Genomic DNA, 19,296 nt, shown 5'->3' on the forward strand with positions numbered 1-19,296 from the left:
CCGACTCTCCACCAGCCCGGACATACTTTTTACTCGCCAACCGCCATACCACCAACTCGGGCACTCCTTACTCTCCACCAGCCACACTACCAGCCCGGACATACTTTTTACTCGCCACCGCCATACCACCAACTCGGGCACTACTTACTCTCCGTCCACCATACCACCAGCCCTGACGTACTCATTACTCGCCATTCACTATAAGACTAGCCCGACACACATTACTCCCCATCCACTATACATCGGTCTGGACACACTATTTACTATTTACTCTTCACTCCCCCTCCACCTACCGCCAGCCCCTACTCTCCTCCGCCTAACGCACTTTAACTGCACTCCATACAACTAAAATGCCTGTTTTTCTTCAAAAAAGTAAAATAGATGTATTCCGTGCAGCTAAATTGTGCCAAATCGCCTGAATTAGCCTTTCGCGCCTATTATAACTGTACAAAATACATTTATATGTTGTTAGCTGAACATTTCGTTGGTTATAAGTGTACAAACTGCAACTATAACTTCCTCCTGCTGAGCTTCTGCGTCCGGGCACTCCCAAGGCCCGGAGGAAAGACCGAATCATCCGTTTTATCCGCATATAGCACTCATTTTCGACCAGCCTCAACCAACACCCTCCAGCCTTTCCCGCACCTGTTCCGGTCAGCCGCTTATTCACAGCTCATAGCTCCGCCCGTTCAGCAGCAGGGCTGCGGCGCTGCCGGCCAGCAGCATGACCAGCACATTGCTGGCAACCGTCAGCCAGTTGATAGTGTCGTTAATATCTGCCGCCCGGACCCGGGAGACCGGGGTCACACTCAGCAGGTTGGCGTACTGCTTAAAAGAATCTACCGATGACGTGCCGATGCTCCAGTGCCAGCTCCCCTGTACAGCCCCAGCAAATTGGACAGCCACCACTCCGGCCAGCACGGTCACAATGCAGAGGTGGCTAAGCTGCGGTTTACGGAATCTTTTGCCGGCAGCCAGTGCAAGTCCGATCAGAGCGAGACCCGCAGGCAGACTGAGCAGCTTGGACAGCACCAGATAGAGGATGCCGAGTGCAGGACTTGAAGACTGCTCTATCCGCATCTGATACAAGCCGGCCGGATTCAGGAACACCTCCAGCAGTGTTGTTGACCACACCGCCATGCTGCCAAGGATGAACACGGCTGATTTTACAGCGAACAAGGAGGAGGTTCTGACCGGCAGCAGATGATTAACAGGCATAACGCCGGTGAAAAACTCTTTATACAGGTCTGTGTAGATATAGAGCGGAACGAGCAGGCCGATTACCATATTCGCAGTCAGCGCCAGAAAGGCCAGATCCTGCTGTGTGCTGAACAGAAAATACAGATTGATCAGCATACTCAGACCGGCCAGAGAGCCAAATACCGTCAGGTGCTTTCTGCATTCGAGCTTGAATTGATGGACAAGTATCATATCTTAACTCCCTTTACTTCACAATTTGTTTAAAAACATCCTCCAAAGGCATGCCAAACTCTCGCTTGATATCCCCCACATTCCCCTGCAGCTGCACCCTGCCCTCATCCACAATGGCAATATCGGTAAACAGCGGCTCTACTCCCTGAATCAGATGCGTGCTGACCAGGATGGTGCTGTCACCGGTAAAATGGTCGAGGATAATCCGCATGATTTTATCCCGGGTCGTGGGGTCCACTGCAGCAAGCGGCTCATCGAGCACATAGAGCTTGGCCTCCCTGGCAAAAGCAAGCGAGAGACTCAGCTGCTCCTTCATTCCTTTGGACAGCGACTTCACCTTGTCTTTAACGTTCAGGCCAAGTGACCCGATCATTTCACGGGCTTTATCCTCGCGGAAATCAGCAAACGCATGCCCAAAAAAGGAGACACTCTCCTCAACCGTCATCCATGGATAAAGAAATTCATGGTCCGGCAGATAAGACACGATTTTTTTCGTCTCCACGCCGGGCCTCTTCCCGTCTACGAGCAGAGTGCCCTTGTAATTGCGGAGCAGTGAGACGATCAGCTTCATCAGGGTGGTTTTCCCTGCCCCGTTCCTTCCCAGCAGCCCGACAATCCTCCCCCGCTGAATCTTCAGCTCCAGCCCGTTCAGGGCAGCTTTGCGGCCATAGCTTTTGCTAAGGCCACTGCATTCCAGTATGTTTTCCGCAGCTATCCTCTTCTTGCCGTCCAGTATGTTCTCCACAGCCATCCTTTTTCTGCCTTCCTTTCTGTTTGAGCCTGCACCAAGCTTCATCAGCTTCTGACCGTTAGACCAGCCTTTTCCATAAAGCCCCTGCACCGTCACCGAATATACACATTTGCCGGTTACCCTGCTCATCGTTAGATTCAGTAACACCCGCACTTCCAGTTCCCACGAACGCACACTGTTCTTCTCTTCCGGCCCTCTCTTCTCCCGGACAGAAAAAAGCAAGCCCCATCCCGGATGGAGCTTGCATGTCTGCTGCATATTCACAATTCATATTCTGGGGTCACGGTATTACCGCTTCCTTCACTTTACCGTCCATCCCAGCCCCCCTAGCTACGGGCCGTAAACTCAGTCACAGCCTCGCTCATCAGGTTCATGCCGAGCAGCAGCTCATCCCGGCCGGGATGACTGAAGTTTAGGCGGATGCGGTTACCGCCACCGTTTACGCTGCAGAGCTGGCCGGGAAGAAAAGCGACCCCTTTGGCCAGTGCTGCCTTCAGCAGCAGCATCGCGTCCAGCCCCTCCGGGAGCGAGACCCACAGAAACATGCCGCCTTCCGGCAGTTCATATTCACTGTTCTTCCAGGCCGGACGCTTCAGCAGCTCAGTCATCAGCTTCAGCCGGGTACTGTATTCCCGGTTCAGGACAGCAATATGCTCCCGAAGATTAAAAGCCGTTACATCCAGCAGATAATGCAGCAGCCGCTGATTCAGCGAGCTGGACTGCCAGTCCGCCATCTGCTTCGCGGCAGCCATCATGGAGATCAGCTCACGGCTGCCTGCCGCCCAGCCCGTCCGCAGGGCGGGCGCGACTGTCTTGCTGAACGAACCTATGTAGAGTACGTGCCCGCCTTTGCTGACATTCTCCAGCGCGTAAAGCGATGGGTAATTAGCAACCGGAGATGCGCCGCCCGCACGCTTGAAATGGAGATCCCCATAGGAATCATCTTCGACGATAAGCAGGTTATGAGCAGTACACAGCTCAAGCACCTCCTTGCGCCGCTCCAGGCTCCAAAGAATACCGCTCGGATTGGTATAGCTTGGCGTTGCAAACAGCATCTTGGGACGGTGCTGATGAATCTGGGCGCGCAAATGATCCGGGAGCAGTCCGTTGCGGTCTCCCTGGACAGGAATAATAACCGCCCCCTGCATCCGGAGCGCCTGCAAGATCCCCGGAGAAGTCGGATTCTCAACCAGCACCCGGTCGCCTGGATCAATATAGACCCGGGACAGCAGATCGATGGCTTGTTGACTTCCCGTTGTCAGAAGAACTCCGCCTTCCGCAGTGTTCACTCCTTTTCCCTTCAGCCAGTCACCGGTCAGCCACTCACGCAGCGGCGCATAGCCCTCGGGATCACCATACTGCAGTGCGCCCGCATCAGCCGTGATTACTGTCGAAGCTGCTTCTGCAAGCAGTGATAACGGGAACAATTCTTCTGCCGGCAGCTCTTCTGCCAGAGAGATTAACGTACCGCGCCGCGTCTGGGTACGGATGCTGAGCTGCGGTGAAGAAACCAGCGTATGCGCACGGGCAGAAAACTCATACTTCATATTGTTCCCCCTTCCCTGGTACCAAGAATATTCCAGCCTGGCCGGTAATATGTCGGCAATGCCGGCTTACGCGTAGATTTGCTTGTTCTGCCTTGAGAAAAGCGCGAATTTTTCAATAGCCTGGGCTCTCGTCGATACATCCAGCTTCACATAAATCTTTCGCAGATAATTGTCAATGGAACGGCGGCTCACTTCAATTTCAAGGGCAATTTTATCGTAAGTGATTCCCTGCACAATCCTCTCCATGATAAACATCTCTGTTGACGTCAGCTGCATTACACTGTCCAGCCCGCGCGAGGAGGTTACCGGCCGGTATCCCTTTTGTATCCAGGTCAGCGGAACTGACAAAAAGCCTTCCCGCAGGCCGCCGATCATCAAGAGGAGCTGCCGGGATGATGCCCCCTTGGACAGCACTCCGCTGGCCCCCAGCTCAAGCAGCGGCTGAAACAGTTCACTGTCTTCTTCCTCGGTCATAATAATAAAATGTGCTTCCTCGCAGCTGCTCTTCAGCTCCGGCAGCACATTCTCCACATTGCCTTCCGGCATCTGATAATCCGCAAGAACCAGATCCGGCTGAAGCTCCTTCACACTGTACAGGCCTTCACTCCAGCTGTTATGCATGGCCAGAACAGTAAGCTCCCCTCCTTCCTCCAAAATCAGTTTAGTTCCCAGCATACTTGTGGGATGACATCCCACGATGACCACCCGCCAAACCTTCATCATTAATCCCCCAGACCTCCTGCTGTCTATATATTTACCCCGAGTGGAAAGCGCTCTAAGCGTGTTTTGCTGATACGCAAGCAAGGATGGTTGACGATATATGTATAGTTCTTCCTTCTTTTTCCTTGAATACGCCCCTCAGATATTCCAATCTATAGAAATTGTATCGCAGTACTTTAATAGGATGCAATTACTTTTTCTCCTTTGCATTTAGCCTCTTTCACTTTTGCGAAACTTGTAAAAGTCTGATAGAATGAGGACTTGAAAAAAAGAGCTTGAGGTGATGTTGAAATGCAACCGCTAGCGGAATCGACCCCTGTACACTCACGGCGCACTGCAGTGAGAAAAGGCCCTTCCGTAAAATGGTTTTTACTGTTCTGGATTGTGATGATTGGAGTAGGTGCATATGCCGTCTACAGCTACACCAACCATCTGAAGCAGCAGGTGCTGGCTGAGCTCGGCAATCAGAGCCGGCAGCAGCTTACCGTTTTGCAAACCGATTACGAGGCGCGGATCGCCGTCCTCTCCGAAGAAGTGAAGGAGCTGCAGAGCACAGTGCAGACCTTTAATGAACTGTTGACGTTTACCAAAGATAACGCAAGCAATAAGACCGACAACAGCAATAAGCTATACACCCAGCTAAGCGAGGTCAAGAAGCAGCTGGATGCGCTCAAGAAAGAGATGGATCTGTTAAAATGATGACCCCTGTTAAAAGAGTCAACCGTTTCTTCATGCTTCTGACGGCGCCTTTCATCGGACTCCTGATTGCCCTGTGGGCATATCAGCCCAAGCTGACACTGGATCTGGATACGAGCCAGTTTGCTGCCGCTCCCGGACCGCTTGAACAGACGGCTCAGCTGAAGCAGGATTTGCTGCAGGCCCAGAATGCCGCATCCCACACTATTGATGCGATAGGGGCTACTGCCACACTGTATAACCGGACCACGAATGCGATGAATTCGCTGGTCACCACAGCTGCAGCACAGGTATCCCGCCCGGAGCTGATCTATAACAGACGGATCACGGCAAGGCTCGGCGTCCCCGCGGATGTCATCAGCAGTGACCGGATTACCATTGAATTATACCGGCTGAACCCCGGCAACTATAAAGCATATGCCTTAAAAATCAGGCTGAAGGATGCTGCAGCGATGAAAATGAGCCTGGCCGGCGACGGCACCGGCCAAGCAGAAACAACCATGCAGGCCGTAAACCGTTATGGTGCGGTTGCCGGCATCAACGCCGGCGGCTTTGCCGACCAGAACGGCAAGCGGTATCCATTATCCACGACCATTGCGAACGGCAGCTATCTGTACGGCTTTGAACCAACTTATAAGGATCTCAGCTTCGTCGGCCTCAGCAAAGCCGGCAAGCTGATCGGCGGCAAATTCAGCAGCAAAACACAGCTTGACCAGCTTGAACCGGCTTTTGGCGCAACCTTTGTGCCTGTACTGATCAAGAATGGCATGCTGCAGCCCATTCCTTTGAAATGGCAGATAAGTCCCAAGCGTGCCCCGCGTACCATAATCGGCAAATATAAAGATGATCAGCTGCTTGTGCTGGTTGCCGATGGTTATAACGAGAGCGGCAATTCCGGGGCAACTCTGATGGAATTACAGAGCAAGCTGTGGCGCATGGGTGTAGTCGATGCCTATAATCTGGACGGGGGAGGCTCATCCTCACTGATATTCCGGGGCAAAGTCATCAACAAGCCGTCTGATGGAGTTCTCCGGCAGGTGCCGACCAATTTCCTGTTTTTCAAGTAGCATCTTTTCTAATACAAGCTTCCGTCCATTTAATACGATATCCTGTCAATGTCTTTTCTCACTTTCCCGCTTTTAATTTAAGGCCGCAGCAGGTTATAATGAAGGTAACGTTTACAATCCTTTACGGAGGTGTCCAGCATGTCGTTCTCCTTAACCTTTTGGATTGTCACCCTCGTACTCCTGCTGTTTCTGACCGGTATACTAACCGCTGCTTACAACGACGATAAGACCAAAGGTTTGTAGTCGACCGCCGTGTCCCTTACGGTACACGCTGCTTCAAATCCGAAAAAACGCCGCACAGTGTGCGGCGTTTTTTTTCAGTGTTGGCCCGCTGTGGATCCGCAGTACCAGAACTATGTAGGAATGTTACTTGCCGCCTTCTCCGGGAGAAAAGGGACAGGACTTAAGCATGTCTCGGCAATTGGGTCATTTCTGAAAGACATTCTGCACAGATGTAACGTTCTTTATACTCGCTTACGCCTTCCATGGATCCGCAGAACACACATTTAGGACGGTAGCGCTCCAAAATGATGTGGTCTCCCTGCACAAGAATTTCTACTGGGTCTCCTTCATTCATTTGGTACCTTTTACGCAGAGACTTAGGCAGAACAATTCTACCCAGCTGATCTACTTTACGAACTACGCCAGCAGGTTTCATATCTTACGTACACCTCTCCTGTTCAACTATTAATTAGTAGTTACTACTTTTTTCGGCAGTATTCTTCTATTTCGTTATTCATATTGTCGAATCCTGCTGAAAAAAACAAAAAATCATGTCTACTTTTAAAAAAGTTCCGGAAAGTCCAGCTGACGCAGTGCTTCATAGACAATAATCGCTGCCGAATTGGATAAATTCAGCGATCTGACCGCCTGGCCCATCGGCATACGCATCGCTGTTTCCTTCCCTGCTTCCAGTATCTCTGGCGGCAGCCCTTTGGTTTCTTTGCCGAAAACAAAGAAATCACCGTCCCGGAAGGCAAAGTCTGTATACCGCTTTTCTGCCTTGGTCGTAGCGTAGAAAAAACGTCCTTCCCTGTATTTCTCCAGGACCTCGGCAAACGAATCATGATATTCAATAGTGACAGCATGCCAGTAATCCAGCCCCGCCCGCTTCAGCGTTGCATCATCGGTCCGGAAGCCCAGCGGCCGGACCAGATGAAGATGGGTGCCGGTAGCCGCACAGGTACGGGCAATATTGCCGGTGTTCGCCGGTATTTCCGGTTCAACCAGCACAATGTGTAATGCCATTAGTGTAAACTTCCTCTCTGTAGGCTTCAATAGCCCTGTGTTGTAAGTAAACATACAGCTCTAGGATGACAGACGGACCGGTTCAATAGCAAGCAGAAGACCTTCCGCCTGAGCAGCGGAAGGTCCGGAAATTTGAATCATTAGCCTTGAGTTTGCCGGAAATGCTTCATGAAATCGGCAAGCGCCTTAACGCTCTCATAAGGAACAGCGTTATAGATGGAAGCTCGCAAGCCTCCGACGCTGCGGTGTCCCTTGAGGCCGATGAAGCCTTCCTGCTCGGCAGCCTTGACGAACTGTTTCTCCAGCTCCTCGGACTGCATCCGGAAGGTGACGTTCATAATGGAACGGCTGCCTGCCTCTGCTACTCCGCGGTAGAAGCCGTCGCTGCCGTCGATATGATCGTACAGCAGACCGGATTTGTCACGGTTTTTGGATTCGATGCCGGCAAGCCCGCCCTGCTCCTCAATCCATTTTAACACTTCATTGACCATATATACAGAAAAGGATGGCGGTGTATTGTAAAGAGAATTGTTCTTGTAATGTGTATCATAACGCAGGATCGTCGGGATGTTCGCAGGTGATTTGGCAATCAGCTCTTCCTTGGCAATCACTACCGTAACCCCGGATGGTCCGAGATTCTTCTGCGCGCCGGCGTAGATCAGCCCGAATTTGCTGACATCAAAGGAACGGCTCAGAATGTCACTGGACATATCGGCAATCAGCGGAAGAGAGCCTGTATCCGGATATTCCGCAAATTGCGTCCCTTCAATGGTCTCATTGGAGGTAATATGCAGGTAAGCTGCATTGTCAGCAGGCTTGATGCTGCTAAGCTCCGGAATGGCAAGGAACTTCTTGTCCTCGGAGGATGCGGCAACATGCGCTTCTCCTACCAGCTTCGCTTCCTTGAGTGCCTTGTCCGCCCAGCTTCCTGTCATTACATAGCTGCCGACTTGTCCGCTGGAGATGAGGTTCATCGGGATCATGGCGAACTGCGTGCTGGCTCCGCCCTGCACAAATAATACTTTGTAGCCCTCAGGATTGCCGAGCAGGGAAAGCAGACGCTCCTGCGCTTCATTATGCACGGATTCGTATATTGCCCCGCGGTGCGACATCTCCATAATGGACATTCCGCTCTCCCGGAAATCAACAAACTCCGCCTGTGCGCGTTCGAGTACTTCAAGCGGCAGCGCCGCCGGTCCTGCATTGAAATTGTATGCTCTCTTGCTCAAAATTGCCCCCATCCTTTCTCTCCTACGAATATGGATATCGCTATGATAGCAGCATTCCAACACGCCAGCAAGTATAATTATTCACATGTAGCGTAAGATCACCGGGCCTCAGAACGTGAAAAACTGATAGCTGCGGCTCCAATCCCTGCTGTGACGCGGTAAAATACTGATGTCCGCAAAAACCTCGGGAGAAATCACATGCCGTTCCCCCCAGAGAGCCATCCGCTCCGGACGGAAGCTTCCGCTCTCACGCATGCCTGCTCCGCTCGGCTTGTGAACCAGCTCCCAGTACCAATCCGCATCCTCCTTCTCCCAGCCGCTCAGCCGGCAATAGAACGGACGGTCAGGCACGGCAGTCCAGCTTACAACGGTTCCTGATACATGCAGCAGCCCGGAGGTATACGAGGATTCCGGTTCTTGCACAGCGGCTTCTCCAGGTAATCTTAGCTCATAGTCTTTCCCGGCAGGAGCATCATTGATTCCAATGAAGTTATGAATATACTCTTCCGTATGCAGCGGCTTTACCCCGGTATTTTCCAGTGAATAATCAATAGTGAGCCGGTCCCCGTGAAGTGAGATCCGTTTGCTCAAAAGCATACCGTACCCCCTGCACTCCTCAGATTTCACTTTGTACAGTATTTCATGACGGCTGCTGTCCGTCTTTATCTCAGCGGGGATGAGCGGGTACGCAGCCATAAAATCATAGGCAGCAGCATCCGTCTTCTGCAGCAGTCCGACACCAGGCTTCGGAAACCACTCCCCGGCGGCCGCTTCCGCGTAGCCGATTGCCCGGGAGATGCCGAATTCGTTACACAGCCCGATCCCCCCGCTTCCCTTACCTGCATGCAGACTCTCCGGAACACAAAAGGTATGCTTTCCGTCCTCCAATGTGACCTGGGTAATAAAACCGGTCCAGTCGAATCTGGTGCCGCTGTAATCGCCGGGCTCTGCAATATCCACAGTCAAAATTCCATTTGAGAGCTGATGTGCCATTATAATCCATCCTTTCAGAACAAATGCTTTTTCAGAGTCTATCAAAAAAGAGCCTGCAGCACCTTAAGAGGCAGCGCAGGCACTTCTTATTATTTATTTATTGTTCAGGCGAGTTCAACTTTCAGTTCATAAACCTGTCCTTCCGGCAATGCCTGCAGCACCGCGCGCGGAATCAGTACACCCTCTGAGACGCGCTGAAGCGTCACCACAGCGCCGTTAAGGGTAACCCTGTGTATTTGGTACTCTCCATATTCAGCGCTTCCTGTGGACGTATAGACGACTTCCAGCTCACGTCCGGCAAACAGAGTTTTAACCGACGCCCTGCCCTGTGTGTCAAACTGCTCCTTGACCAGCTTCGGTGCAAGCAGCAGATCACCCAGACGTCCTTTTACGCCGAATACCTCTGTCACCATCGTGAGCAGCAGCCAGCTGGCCGAGCCGGTCAGATACGTATACATCCCTCTGCCTTTTTCATTGATATACTCCGGAATCCCCGGGTACATCCTGCTCAGCTCAAAATTCGCACTCAGGCTGTACAGCGAATCAAGCACCTTGTAGCCTTCACGGACATAACCGCGTTTATACAGCGCATTCCCGTACATCACAGTCATATGGCTGAACATCGCCCCGTTCTCTTTATGGCCAAAAGCAAACCCGAACGCGCGGCCCAGATTTTGCTGAATGCCGCCGAAGTCCGAATTCAGCCGGTAGCCGATTCTGGCATCGAACAGGTTTCTTTCCACAGATGCGATCATGTGCGGAATCTGCTCAGGGGCTGCTGCGCGGCCGAGAAGCGGAAACACCTGTCCGGTAAGGGTCATCCGGATACCTCCGGCCGTCTCCCCTTCAACCCGTTCACCGTCATTATTGTAATAGCCGTTGAACCAGCCGCCGCCGTGAACACTTTCCACCCATTCATTACTGCGCAGATGGCTGAAGATCCACTCTGCCTTGCGGGCCAGGTCATCCGCTACCTGTCCAAGCTCGAGCACTGCCCGGATGCCGCTCACCCGGTTTGGAGCAGCAGCATAATAGCGGTTCAGCCGTTCCTGCTTGGCGGATACAGATGCATAATCGACACTCTCGCCCAAGGAGTCCAGCAGCAGCAGCATTTCTTCCGCCAGCTCCAGCGTGCCGCTTCCCGTTCGGTCCTGTAATGTGCGCAGCAGTTCGGACAGCTCATAAAGGTTATCGCCGTAGAAAGCGGTAAAGGTAACACTTTCTCCCCGCTGGGCCGCCATATCGAGCCCGTCATTCCAGTCTGCACCCTCCAGCATAATGTTGTTATGCTCACCCACATTAAAGAACGGAACCAGATTCTGCAGCAGAATATGCTCAAGGATCGTACCGGTATAGACATCTCCGGAACTGGTGCGCAGGCTGCTGCCTGCAGCAGGCTCCCAGGAGCTGTCGCGTTCACGGCAGCGGCTCATGAAGGAGTCCCGGAAATAAGTCTGCTCCTGCAGCAGGAAATCCAGATCACCGCTCTGATTCAAATACAGCAGGGTTGTCATGAACGGCCACGCCCCATGGTCCATCCATACACGCGGGATATTATTCCGGTCGGCAATGAACTCTCCGGGGTGCTGGCCGATGATGGTTGCATTGCTGCCGTCTATTCTCACTCCCGCGTAATTATTCAGCAGCAGGCTACGTACATCCTCCGGTTCCATAATCAGCAGGGCCAGGCAATCCTGCCATAAATCACGCCAGCCGCGGCCACCGCGGCCGTAATCATGATAGGGCAGAAACGAGTTTCCATACAGCCTGCGCAGCACCGGCTGCAAGGTAACCCATTTCATCCACTGGTCAGCGCTGTCATCTCCCGTATGGAAGGACACCGTGTTCACTTTGTCCGCCCAGAACTGCTTGTTAGCCGCAAGCTCGGCGTCAAAAGCCGCAGCTGATCCGTATTTCCCCATCAGTACTTCCATATCAATCCGGTCACTGCCAATCGCCATTACCACCACATACGAACGGCTCTGGCCCGGCAGCAGCGCAGCTGAAGCGAATCTTATTCCTCCCAAGGCTTCGTAACCCTCGCTATGCAGAGCTCCGTCCCGGCCGGGCTGCGGCTCCGCATTCCATACTACCGCTCCGGGCCAGTCCAGACTGCCGCCTTCTCCAATAAACTCTTCCTGAACTGGGAAGAAGCCGACAGGCGGAGCTCCCTCCTCTTCCGCACCAAAAACACCATAGGACGTATGATTAACCCGGTGTCCGCGTTCATCAAAAGACAAAGCCGGCTGAACCTCAACGCCATAATCCAAGGTATAGATCCGGTTCAGCAGTGAAGTGACGTGCCGGTGATCCCTTAGATCATCTGCGGAACGTGCATACAGCGGGATAGCCGCAGTAGGCGTAATGAATATTTCCCCCGCTCCCGTATTCGTCAGCACTACCTTCATCAGCTCAACCTTATCATCCCCGCCGGGAACGAGGCTGGTCACTTCTGCCTTGATTCCCAGCTGCCGGTTCTCCCGTGTAACCTTGTGCCACAGCAGCCCGGCTTCCAGCAGAGAATCGTCTGCATTCTCCGAATAAGCCTCTGCATGCTGGCGGGCTGAATTTCCGGCTGCCGACCAGGCTCCCTTTCCGTCGATATAAACCCAGAAATTGCGGGATGCCCGCGAATTGTGCAGATCCTCCACAGAGAGCGGCGGTGTCAGAAAGGTATTATGTCCCGAGGTTACCTGGCCATGAAGCTGCGGAGTGACGGAGGACATCATGCCCCCTTCATTAACCAGCGGAAAATACAAGAAGCTGCTCCGGTCAGGCTGCTCCAGGCTGAACTCCCCATTCTGTCCGGTAAACTGCCAGCCTGCTATTTTTTGTGTACCAATGTATTCATCCTTCCAGACCATATTTACGAAACCGATTTCGGTTTTATTATTGCACCGTTAACAAATGTTGTAAAGAGATTTTTGAATGAACTGCTGTATATAGTTTAGAGATAATAAAATCCCCGACTTAAATGCTATATTATCAAGGTTCTTCTCTTCCCTGTCTTTAACAGATACACCTGCAGCAACCAGAAATAATCCGAAAATACTTCCGAAAATACAGCTAAATTATTAAATAATGAATCGCAAAAAATTAAAAATTTGTCCGGAAAGCATCTCATAACATACTATCCTTCATTTTGTTAAACGCATTCTTTTCTATTTATAATAGAATATTCTTTATTATTGGGTAGGATTACGAAATTTTCGTTTTTTTTAAGTTTTATGGCCATTTACACAACACAGTTGGTCTTCAAAAAGATCACAAAGAAGCCTCCGGGTCTCCCCGGAGGCTTCTGAGCAATGCTAAAATTTTATTATTCCAATCCTATACGTCGAAGTACAGGGCATATTCATGCGGATGAATGCGAATGGCAACCTCTTGTGCTTCTCCACGTTTCAGGGCGATGTAGTTATCGATGAAGTCCTTGGTGAATACGCCGCCTTCTGTAAGGAACTCGTAGTCAGCTTCCAGAGCGTCAAGCGCTTCATTCAAGCTGCCTGGAACACTGCGGATCTTCTCTTTGTCGGCATCGGACAATTCATAGATGTTCTTGTCCAGCGGACCGTAACCCATTTCTTCAGGGTTGATTTTTTTCTTGATTCCGTCCAGACCAGCCATGAGCATTGCGGAGAATGCCAGGTAAGGGTTAGCAGTGGAGTCAGGTGTACGGAATTCAATACGACAGCCCTTAGGTGTTACAGCAGCTACCGGGATACGGACAGCAGCGGAACGGTTACCTTTGGAGTAAACCAGGTTAACCGGTGCTTCGTAACCAGGTACCAGACGTTTGAACGAGTTGGTGCTTGGATTAGTCAGCGCGATCAGTGCCGGTGCATGGTACAGGATACCGCCAATGTAGTGCAGAGCCATTTCACTCAGGTTGGCATAAGCACCTTTTTCGTAGAACAAAGGCTCGCTGCCATTGAAGATGGACTGGTGAACGTGCATACCGCTACCATTATCGCCGAACAGCGGCTTTGGCATGAAGGTTGCAACCTTGCCGTACTGGCGTGCAGTATTCTGCACGATATATTTGTAAGTCAGGAGATTGTCAGCTGTTTTCTTCAGGGTATCGAAACGGAAGTTGATTTCCGCCTGTCCCGCAGTCGCCACTTCATGGTGGTGACGTTCGATTTCAAGTCCTGCTTCGCTGAGCAGACGGCACATTTCACTGCGGATATCCTGTTGGGAATCAACTGGAGCTACCGGAACATATCCGCCTTTAACGCCTACTTTGAAGCCCAGGTTGCCGCCTTCTTCCTTACGGTTCGTGTTCCATGCTGCTTCTTCGGAATCTACGGAGAAGGAAGAGCTGTGCATTGTGGTCTCGTAACGGACATCGTCGAAGATGAAGAACTCGGACTCAGGTGCGAAGAATGCTGCTGTGCCTACACCGCTTGACTGCAGGAACTCTTCAGCTTTTACTGCGATACCACGAGGGTCGCGCTCATAACGTTCGCCGTCAGGAGTGAAGATGTCACACATGATATTCAGCGTCGGGTGAGCCGTAAAAGGATCAATGTATACAGTACTTGGATCAGGCATCATTACCATGTCCGATTCTTCAATACCGCGGAATCCTTTGATGGAAGAACCATCAAACGCTACACCATTTACAAATGTTTCTTCCTCAACTGCAGATGCTGGCAATGAGATGTGATGAGCACGCCCACCCAAATCTACAAAGCGAAAATCCACCCACTCGATATTGTTTTCCTTGATCGTCTGCAACACTTTTTCAACCGACATGAATAATTCCTCCCCAAGTTCCGAACATTAACCCGCTCTCAGTATCAAATGTTCTTGTTTTTATTTTTTTACTGTCGTCATTATAAAACTCATACCTAACATCGTCAATGCTTATGTCAGGTATTTTTGATCACAATGTAAGATATTCTGACGCTTTCGTGAATAAGCCGCAGCTTGCCTTAATTTGTATTCCATAATGCCAGCCCAAATATAAAATAGCCCTCTTTCCCGCCTGGTTGCAGGAAAGAAGGCCATGTGTGGCAGGTTTCTTCCGGTTAATCAGGCAATAGGCGCCGCTTCAAGCGATTCGGAGAATTTGCGTCCGACCAGCGGTGCAAGTTTCTCCAGATCTCTAAGCAGCTTATCGAACTGATCCGGGAACAGGGACTGAACCCCATCACCTGTCATGGAATTGTCAGGATCTGTATGCATTTCAATAATCAGACCATTAGCTCCGGCAGCAACAGAGGCTTTGGCCATCGGTTCCACCAGCTCGCGGCGGCCGGTGCCATGGCTTGGATCAGAAATAACCGGCAGATGGCTCAGACTCTGGAGCACCGGAATCGCCGACAGATCAAGGGTATTACGGGTATAAGTCTCGAATGTTCGGATACCGCGCTCGCACAGCATAACATCACGGTTGCCGCCGGCAAGGATGTACTCGGCCGCATTCAGGAGCTCATCATAGGTTGCGCTGAAGCCGCGCTTAAGCAGCACAGGACGGCCGCAGGTGCCGAGCTTGCGCAGCAGATCGAAATTCTGCATATTGCGTGTGCCTACCTGCAGAATATCCGCATGCTCCGCACAAATATCCACATACTCCGGTGTCATAACCTCGGTAATGGTCAGCAGGCCATGCTTCTTGCCGGCCTCGGCCATCATCGTCAGGCCTTCCACACCAACACCCTGGAAGCTGTATGGACCGGTACGCGGCTTGAATGCGCCGCCGCGCAGCACCTGGCCGCCGGAAGCCTTGACCAGCCGGGCGATTTCATCAATCTGCTCAGGCGATTCAACCGCGCACGGCCCGCCCATTACCACAAGATTCTCCCCGCCGATCTTCACGCCGCGGATATCGATAATGGTATCCTCCGGATGAAAGTCACGGCTGGCCAGCTTGTAGGATTTGGTGATCTTCACAACGTTCTGCACGCCCTTCATCTGGCGCAGATGCTCGGCAAGGCTTGGCGTAACACCGCCGATCAGGCCGATTACCGTATGGTCTGCACCGCGCGACAAATGGACCTGCAAGCCCTGTTTTTCAATAACGGCAATAATGTCATTTACCTGCTCCTGCGGTGTCTGATTAGACGTAATAACGATCATATTATAGCTCCCCTTTGTCAGGATATTCCTGTTATAATTTTAAAATAAATAAAAATACTATTACGCTACGACGCGTGTGTGCTTTTAAGCGCTAAAGTGATTTTAACGCATATTCCAGTATACGTCAACTTATTTCCGGCTGGAGCCGCCGTTTATTCCAGCAATTACTAAAGAGGTAATATTCTCCAGAGTAATTTTGTGGGAAAACAAGGAATGCCAAGCAATATAAAAAGCACCCGTTCTCTCCCATGGGAGGAACAGGTGCCTGAGAATCACATGTGAAATAGATAACGAATAAGTTCAGAACAACCTTAGGTAGCGCTCGTAGTCTTGTTCTTGACCGGCGGCAGCAGCTTCGCCATGTTCACTGTACGCTTGATCTCCCAGGTCTCAGGCTTCGCCGGATCATACTGCTCCAGATAACTGATAACCTCCTTGGTGATCGGTGTAGGCGTGGAGGCGCCGGAGGTAACCCCTACCTTGTTAACGCCCTGCAGCCATTCGGTATTCAGCTCGGATACATCTGCAATCCGGTGCGCAGGCGTTCCGGCAATCTCTTCAGACACCTGTGCGAGCCGGTTGGAATTGTTGCTGCGCGGATCACCGACGACGATTACCAGGTCGCACTGCCCGGCCTGTTCAGCCACAGCCTCCTGGCGCACCTGTGTGGCCATACAGATCTCATTATGCACTTCTGCGCCGGGGTAGGTTTCCAGCAGCTTTTTCATAATATGCTTGATATCCCACTGGCTCATCGTGGTCTGGTTCGTGATGACGATTCTTGAAGAGGGCACATTCAGGCCGGCAATTTCTTCTTCCTTCTCGATCAGATGGACATGCTCCGGCGCAATGCCGACAGCGCCTTCCGGCTCCGGATGGCCTTTTTTGCCGATATAAATAATCTCGTAGCCTTCCTCCACCTTCTCTTTGATGAGATCGTGGGTCTTCGTTACATCCGGACAAGTAGCATCCACCGTAGTCAGCCCTTTGGCGCGGGCCAGCCTGCGAACTTCAGGAGAAACACCGTGTGCGGTAAAAATAACCGTACCGCTGTCGACCTTATCGAGAATATCCAGACGGTTATGCCCGTCAAGGGTAATAATTCCATCGTCCTCAAAGGAATTCGTAACATGACTGTTATGTACAATCATGCCAAGTATATAAATCGGCCGGGGCAGATCGAGGTTCTGGGCGGCCTGCCGCGCCATCACCATGGCATCTACGACACCATAGCAATAGCCCCGGGGAGAAATTTTGATGACTTCCATGTATGTTCACCGGCTTTCTGCTGTCAATGACGGCTATAATAAGACCTGTCTATTATACCCTATTCCAGCGGCGGAGCAAAGAGAAGCGGCAGCCAGATAATAAAGGTCGTCCCCTCGCCCTGGCGAGTAACTACCTCCACTGACCCTCCGTGCTCATCGATAATCCATTTGGCGATAGACAGCCCAAGGCCGATTCCTTCGGTCATTCCCCTAGATTCGTCCGCCCGGTAGAAGCGGTCGAAGATATGCGGCACCTGGTCCCTGTCCATGCCGATCCCGGTGTCCTTGATCCGGATGCCCACCTGATTCTGATAGAATACAGCATCCATGGTGACTTCGCCGGAAGGCGTATACTTAAAGGCATTGTCAATGAAAATGAACAGCATCTGCTGCAAATAATCCTTGTTGCCGACAATATATTTTCCGTTCATCTGGCTCAGATCGCCGATAGACCACTCGGACTGGCGCGGCAGGAACGATGCCCTGCGGGCCACCTCTGTCATCAGCGGCTCCAGCGCCACCGGCTCCTTGTCAAAGGTGCGGCCGGTATCCGCACGCGCCAGCGAGAGCATGTCGCCGACAAGCCGGCTCATCCGTTTGGACTCATCGGCTATATCCTTCACTGACTCAATGGACAGCTGGCGAATCTCGGCCTCACTCATCCGGCTCTGCTCAGGATCCATCTCCCAGACCTTCTGCAGCAGGTCGATGTTGCCCCGGATTGTTGTAAGCGGTGTCCGCAATTCGTGTGAAGCATCTGACACAAATCTGCGCTGGGTGGCATAGGAATCCTCAAGCTCCCTGTAGAAGCCCTCCATCCGCCCAAGCATGCTGTTAACCGTTTCAATCAGCCTGCCGATCTCGTCCGGAGGTCCGTTATATTCAATCCGTGAGCTAAGATCGTTGCCGGTCTGAATCCCGTTGGCTGCCTCAATGACCATGCCGATCGGGCTCATAGATTTGCGGGCCAGGAAAAGCCCGAACGTAAACGCGGCAATCAGCGTGGCAAAAGAACCGACGAGCAGAATGTTTTTAAGCCGGTTCAGAAGCGACAGCTGTTCACCCGTGTACACCGCCACCTGCAGCACCGCCGGATAATTGCCGTTAGAGGTGCCTACGTCAAAAGCCTGCTGGTAGATCAGAAACGGATTTCCGCCGTAGTTGGCCTGCGAGAACCCCTGCTGACTGGCGGCGTCTGCCTTGGCCGGCACCTTGAACTGCAGATTGATCTCGGACATGTTCTGGCTTGGAATCAATTTATCCAGGTCGTAAATATACAGCTGGGCAAACAGGCTCTGCCCCGCCGGACCGCCCAGCACCTGTTTAAGTGTTCCATCATTGTAGTCAAAGTCAGTTTTGAGGCCTACCTGCTGTGCCTGCCGCATAAGCCGTTCTTTCAGATCACCATAAGTATTAAAATAGACAAAACCGTAAATTGCGGCTGATAAGGCCAGCAGCATAACGGCCAAAATCCCTGAATACCAGGCTGTCAGCCGCAATTTAATAGACATGTTAGTCACCTCTTAGAATGTAACCGGCTCCCCGGATCGTCTGAATTAACCGTTTGCCGCCGTGCTCCTCCGTCTTCTGGCGCAGCATGGCAATGTATACCTCAAGCACATTGGATTCCCCGCTGTAGTCATAACCCCAGATTTTATCCATAATGAGGTCACGGGAGAGCACACGCTTCGGGTTCTGCATGAACAGGTGCAGCAGCTCGAACTCCTTGGCGGTCAGTTCCAGACGTTTGCCGGCGCGCGTCACTTCGCGTGAATCCACATCCAGTGTGATATCTTCATAAGTTACTGTCTGATCGGGTGTTCCGCCCTGCTCGCTCTTGCGGCGCAGCAGCGCACGCACCCGGGCCAGGAGCTCCTCCAGCGCAAACGGCTTGACAAGATAATCGTCCGCTCCCAGATCAAGCCCTTTAACACGGTGCTCTATCTCATCCTTAGCCGTAAGCATCAGCACCGGGACGGTGCTGCCTCCCTCGCGCATGCGCCGGCAGACCTCAAAGCCATCCACCTGGGGCATCATCACATCCAGAACAACCACATCGGGGTCACTGGTCAGAATGGCGCGCAGCCCGTCCGCTCCGTTGGATGCCGTCTTTACATCATAGCCTTCAAAGGCAAGGCCGCGGCGCAGCATGGAAGTAATCTTTTCATCATCATCAATTATTAAAATATTCGGTCGCATCAGGCAGCCCCCATTGTCCAGTTCGTTTTGTCTCTATTGTAGCATGAATGTACGGATTCACGTCCA

16 protein-coding genes are annotated in these 19,296 nt (G+C 51.9%); 2 read left to right on the top strand and 14 right to left on the bottom strand.

Features of this window, described 5'->3' with window-relative positions; translation table 11 throughout:
* Positions 1–666: 666 nt before the first annotated feature.
* From AWJ19_RS29830 to AWJ19_RS29845, 4 genes are all read right to left on the bottom strand, one after another.
* The gene (locus AWJ19_RS29830; RefSeq protein ID WP_068728933.1) at positions 667–1,431 is read right to left on the bottom strand and encodes a hypothetical protein; all 765 of its coding nucleotides are present in this window, start codon (positions 1,429–1,431) and stop codon (positions 667–669) included.
* A gap of 13 nt (positions 1,432–1,444) precedes the next feature.
* Complete coding sequence (locus AWJ19_RS29835; protein ID WP_198536672.1) at positions 1,445–2,356, bottom strand: ABC transporter ATP-binding protein; 912 nt, start codon at positions 2,354–2,356, stop codon at positions 1,445–1,447.
* 152 nt (positions 2,357–2,508) lie between these two features.
* Positions 2,509–3,729: a PLP-dependent aminotransferase family protein gene (locus AWJ19_RS29840; protein ID WP_068728935.1), complete on the bottom strand. Its 1,221-nt coding sequence runs from the start codon at positions 3,727–3,729 to the stop codon at positions 2,509–2,511.
* A 66-nt stretch (positions 3,730–3,795) separates the two neighbouring features.
* Positions 3,796–4,452: a response regulator transcription factor gene (locus AWJ19_RS29845; protein ID WP_068728937.1), complete on the bottom strand. Its 657-nt coding sequence runs from the start codon at positions 4,450–4,452 to the stop codon at positions 3,796–3,798.
* Between the two features lie 288 nt (positions 4,453–4,740).
* Between AWJ19_RS29845 and AWJ19_RS29850 the strand changes: the two genes are divergently transcribed.
* Together AWJ19_RS29850 and AWJ19_RS29855 are read left to right on the top strand one after the other, a co-directional pair.
* Positions 4,741–5,148, top strand: coding sequence for a hypothetical protein (locus tag AWJ19_RS29850; protein WP_068728939.1), 408 nt, complete (start codon positions 4,741–4,743; stop codon positions 5,146–5,148).
* Entirely contained in the window at positions 5,145–6,212 is a 1,068-nt protein-coding gene (locus AWJ19_RS29855) for a phosphodiester glycosidase family protein (protein ID WP_068728941.1), read from the top strand. Before AWJ19_RS29850 ends, AWJ19_RS29855 begins: the two co-directional genes overlap by 4 nt.
* 403 nt (positions 6,213–6,615) lie before the next feature.
* Here the strand turns inward: AWJ19_RS29855 and AWJ19_RS29860 are convergent, their stop codons facing one another.
* From AWJ19_RS29860 to AWJ19_RS29905, 10 genes are all read right to left on the bottom strand, one after another.
* Positions 6,616–6,870, bottom strand: a complete 255-nt coding sequence (locus tag AWJ19_RS29860) for an AbrB/MazE/SpoVT family DNA-binding domain-containing protein (RefSeq protein WP_068728943.1) — start codon at positions 6,868–6,870, stop codon at positions 6,616–6,618.
* A gap of 125 nt (positions 6,871–6,995) precedes the next feature.
* Positions 6,996–7,460 carry a tRNA (uridine(34)/cytosine(34)/5-carboxymethylaminomethyluridine(34)-2'-O)-methyltransferase TrmL gene (gene trmL, locus AWJ19_RS29865; protein ID WP_068728945.1) on the bottom strand — a complete coding sequence of 155 codons (465 nt, stop codon included), beginning with the start codon at positions 7,458–7,460 and terminating at the stop codon, positions 6,996–6,998.
* 140 nt (positions 7,461–7,600) lie between these two features.
* Positions 7,601–8,692, bottom strand: a complete 1,092-nt coding sequence (gene serC, locus AWJ19_RS29870; protein WP_068729189.1) for a 3-phosphoserine/phosphohydroxythreonine transaminase — start codon at positions 8,690–8,692, stop codon at positions 7,601–7,603.
* A gap of 105 nt (positions 8,693–8,797) precedes the next feature.
* A complete protein-coding gene (locus tag AWJ19_RS29875) occupies positions 8,798–9,682 on the bottom strand; it encodes a hypothetical protein (protein WP_068728947.1) in 885 nt (294 codons plus the stop codon).
* A 104-nt stretch (positions 9,683–9,786) separates the two neighbouring features.
* Positions 9,787–12,546, bottom strand: coding sequence for a cellobiose phosphorylase (locus AWJ19_RS29880; RefSeq protein ID WP_068728949.1), 2,760 nt, complete (start codon positions 12,544–12,546; stop codon positions 9,787–9,789).
* A 466-nt stretch (positions 12,547–13,012) separates the two neighbouring features.
* On the bottom strand, positions 13,013–14,437 hold the full coding sequence (gene glnA, locus AWJ19_RS29885; protein ID WP_068728951.1) for a type I glutamate--ammonia ligase: 1,425 nt from the start codon (positions 14,435–14,437) through the stop codon (positions 13,013–13,015).
* A gap of 279 nt (positions 14,438–14,716) precedes the next feature.
* Positions 14,717–15,763, bottom strand: coding sequence for a 3-deoxy-7-phosphoheptulonate synthase (aroF, locus tag AWJ19_RS29890; protein ID WP_039871525.1), 1,047 nt, complete (start codon positions 15,761–15,763; stop codon positions 14,717–14,719).
* Between the two features lie 311 nt (positions 15,764–16,074).
* Positions 16,075–17,031, bottom strand: a complete 957-nt coding sequence (locus tag AWJ19_RS29895; protein WP_068728952.1) for a 4-hydroxy-3-methylbut-2-enyl diphosphate reductase — start codon at positions 17,029–17,031, stop codon at positions 16,075–16,077.
* Positions 17,032–17,090: 59 nt separating this feature from the next.
* On the bottom strand, positions 17,091–18,542 hold the full coding sequence (locus tag AWJ19_RS29900; RefSeq protein WP_068728954.1) for a HAMP domain-containing sensor histidine kinase: 1,452 nt from the start codon (positions 18,540–18,542) through the stop codon (positions 17,091–17,093).
* 1 nt (position 18,543) lies between these two features.
* Positions 18,544–19,230, bottom strand: a complete 687-nt coding sequence (locus AWJ19_RS29905) for a response regulator transcription factor (RefSeq protein WP_068728956.1) — start codon at positions 19,228–19,230, stop codon at positions 18,544–18,546.
* Between the last annotated feature and the right edge of the window lie 66 nt (positions 19,231–19,296).

It is taken from the genome of Paenibacillus sp. DMB5, assembly GCF_001517085.1.
Lineage (GTDB): Bacteria > Bacillota > Bacilli > Paenibacillales > Paenibacillaceae > Paenibacillus_AQ.

What these genes read in the sequence shown, in the direction of transcription:
- glnA (WP_068728951.1), bottom strand. Translation starts at nt 14,437, where the DNA reads ATGTCGGTTGAAAAAGTGTTGCAGACGATCAAGGAAAACAATATCGAG.
- trmL (WP_068728945.1), bottom strand. Translation starts at nt 7,460, where the DNA reads ATGGCATTACACATTGTGCTGGTTGAACCGGAAATACCGGCGAACACC.
- AWJ19_RS29900 (WP_068728954.1), bottom strand. Translation starts at nt 18,542, where the DNA reads ATGTCTATTAAATTGCGGCTGACAGCCTGGTATTCAGGGATTTTGGCC.
- AWJ19_RS29895 (WP_068728952.1), bottom strand. Translation starts at nt 17,031, where the DNA reads ATGGAAGTCATCAAAATTTCTCCCCGGGGCTATTGCTATGGTGTCGTA.
- AWJ19_RS29830 (WP_068728933.1), bottom strand. Translation starts at nt 1,431, where the DNA reads ATGATACTTGTCCATCAATTCAAGCTCGAATGCAGAAAGCACCTGACG.
- AWJ19_RS29840 (WP_068728935.1), bottom strand. Translation starts at nt 3,729, where the DNA reads ATGAAGTATGAGTTTTCTGCCCGTGCGCATACGCTGGTTTCTTCACCG.
- AWJ19_RS29880 (WP_068728949.1), bottom strand. Translation starts at nt 12,546, where the DNA reads ATGGTCTGGAAGGATGAATACATTGGTACACAAAAAATAGCAGGCTGG.
- AWJ19_RS29855 (WP_068728941.1), top strand. Translation starts at nt 5,145, where the DNA reads ATGATGACCCCTGTTAAAAGAGTCAACCGTTTCTTCATGCTTCTGACG.
- AWJ19_RS29850 (WP_068728939.1), top strand. Translation starts at nt 4,741, where the DNA reads ATGCAACCGCTAGCGGAATCGACCCCTGTACACTCACGGCGCACTGCA.
- AWJ19_RS29845 (WP_068728937.1), bottom strand. Translation starts at nt 4,452, where the DNA reads ATGATGAAGGTTTGGCGGGTGGTCATCGTGGGATGTCATCCCACAAGT.
- aroF (WP_039871525.1), bottom strand. Translation starts at nt 15,763, where the DNA reads ATGATCGTTATTACGTCTAATCAGACACCGCAGGAGCAGGTAAATGAC.
- AWJ19_RS29860 (WP_068728943.1), bottom strand. Translation starts at nt 6,870, where the DNA reads ATGAAACCTGCTGGCGTAGTTCGTAAAGTAGATCAGCTGGGTAGAATT.
- AWJ19_RS29875 (WP_068728947.1), bottom strand. Translation starts at nt 9,682, where the DNA reads ATGGCACATCAGCTCTCAAATGGAATTTTGACTGTGGATATTGCAGAG.
- AWJ19_RS29905 (WP_068728956.1), bottom strand. Translation starts at nt 19,230, where the DNA reads ATGCGACCGAATATTTTAATAATTGATGATGATGAAAAGATTACTTCC.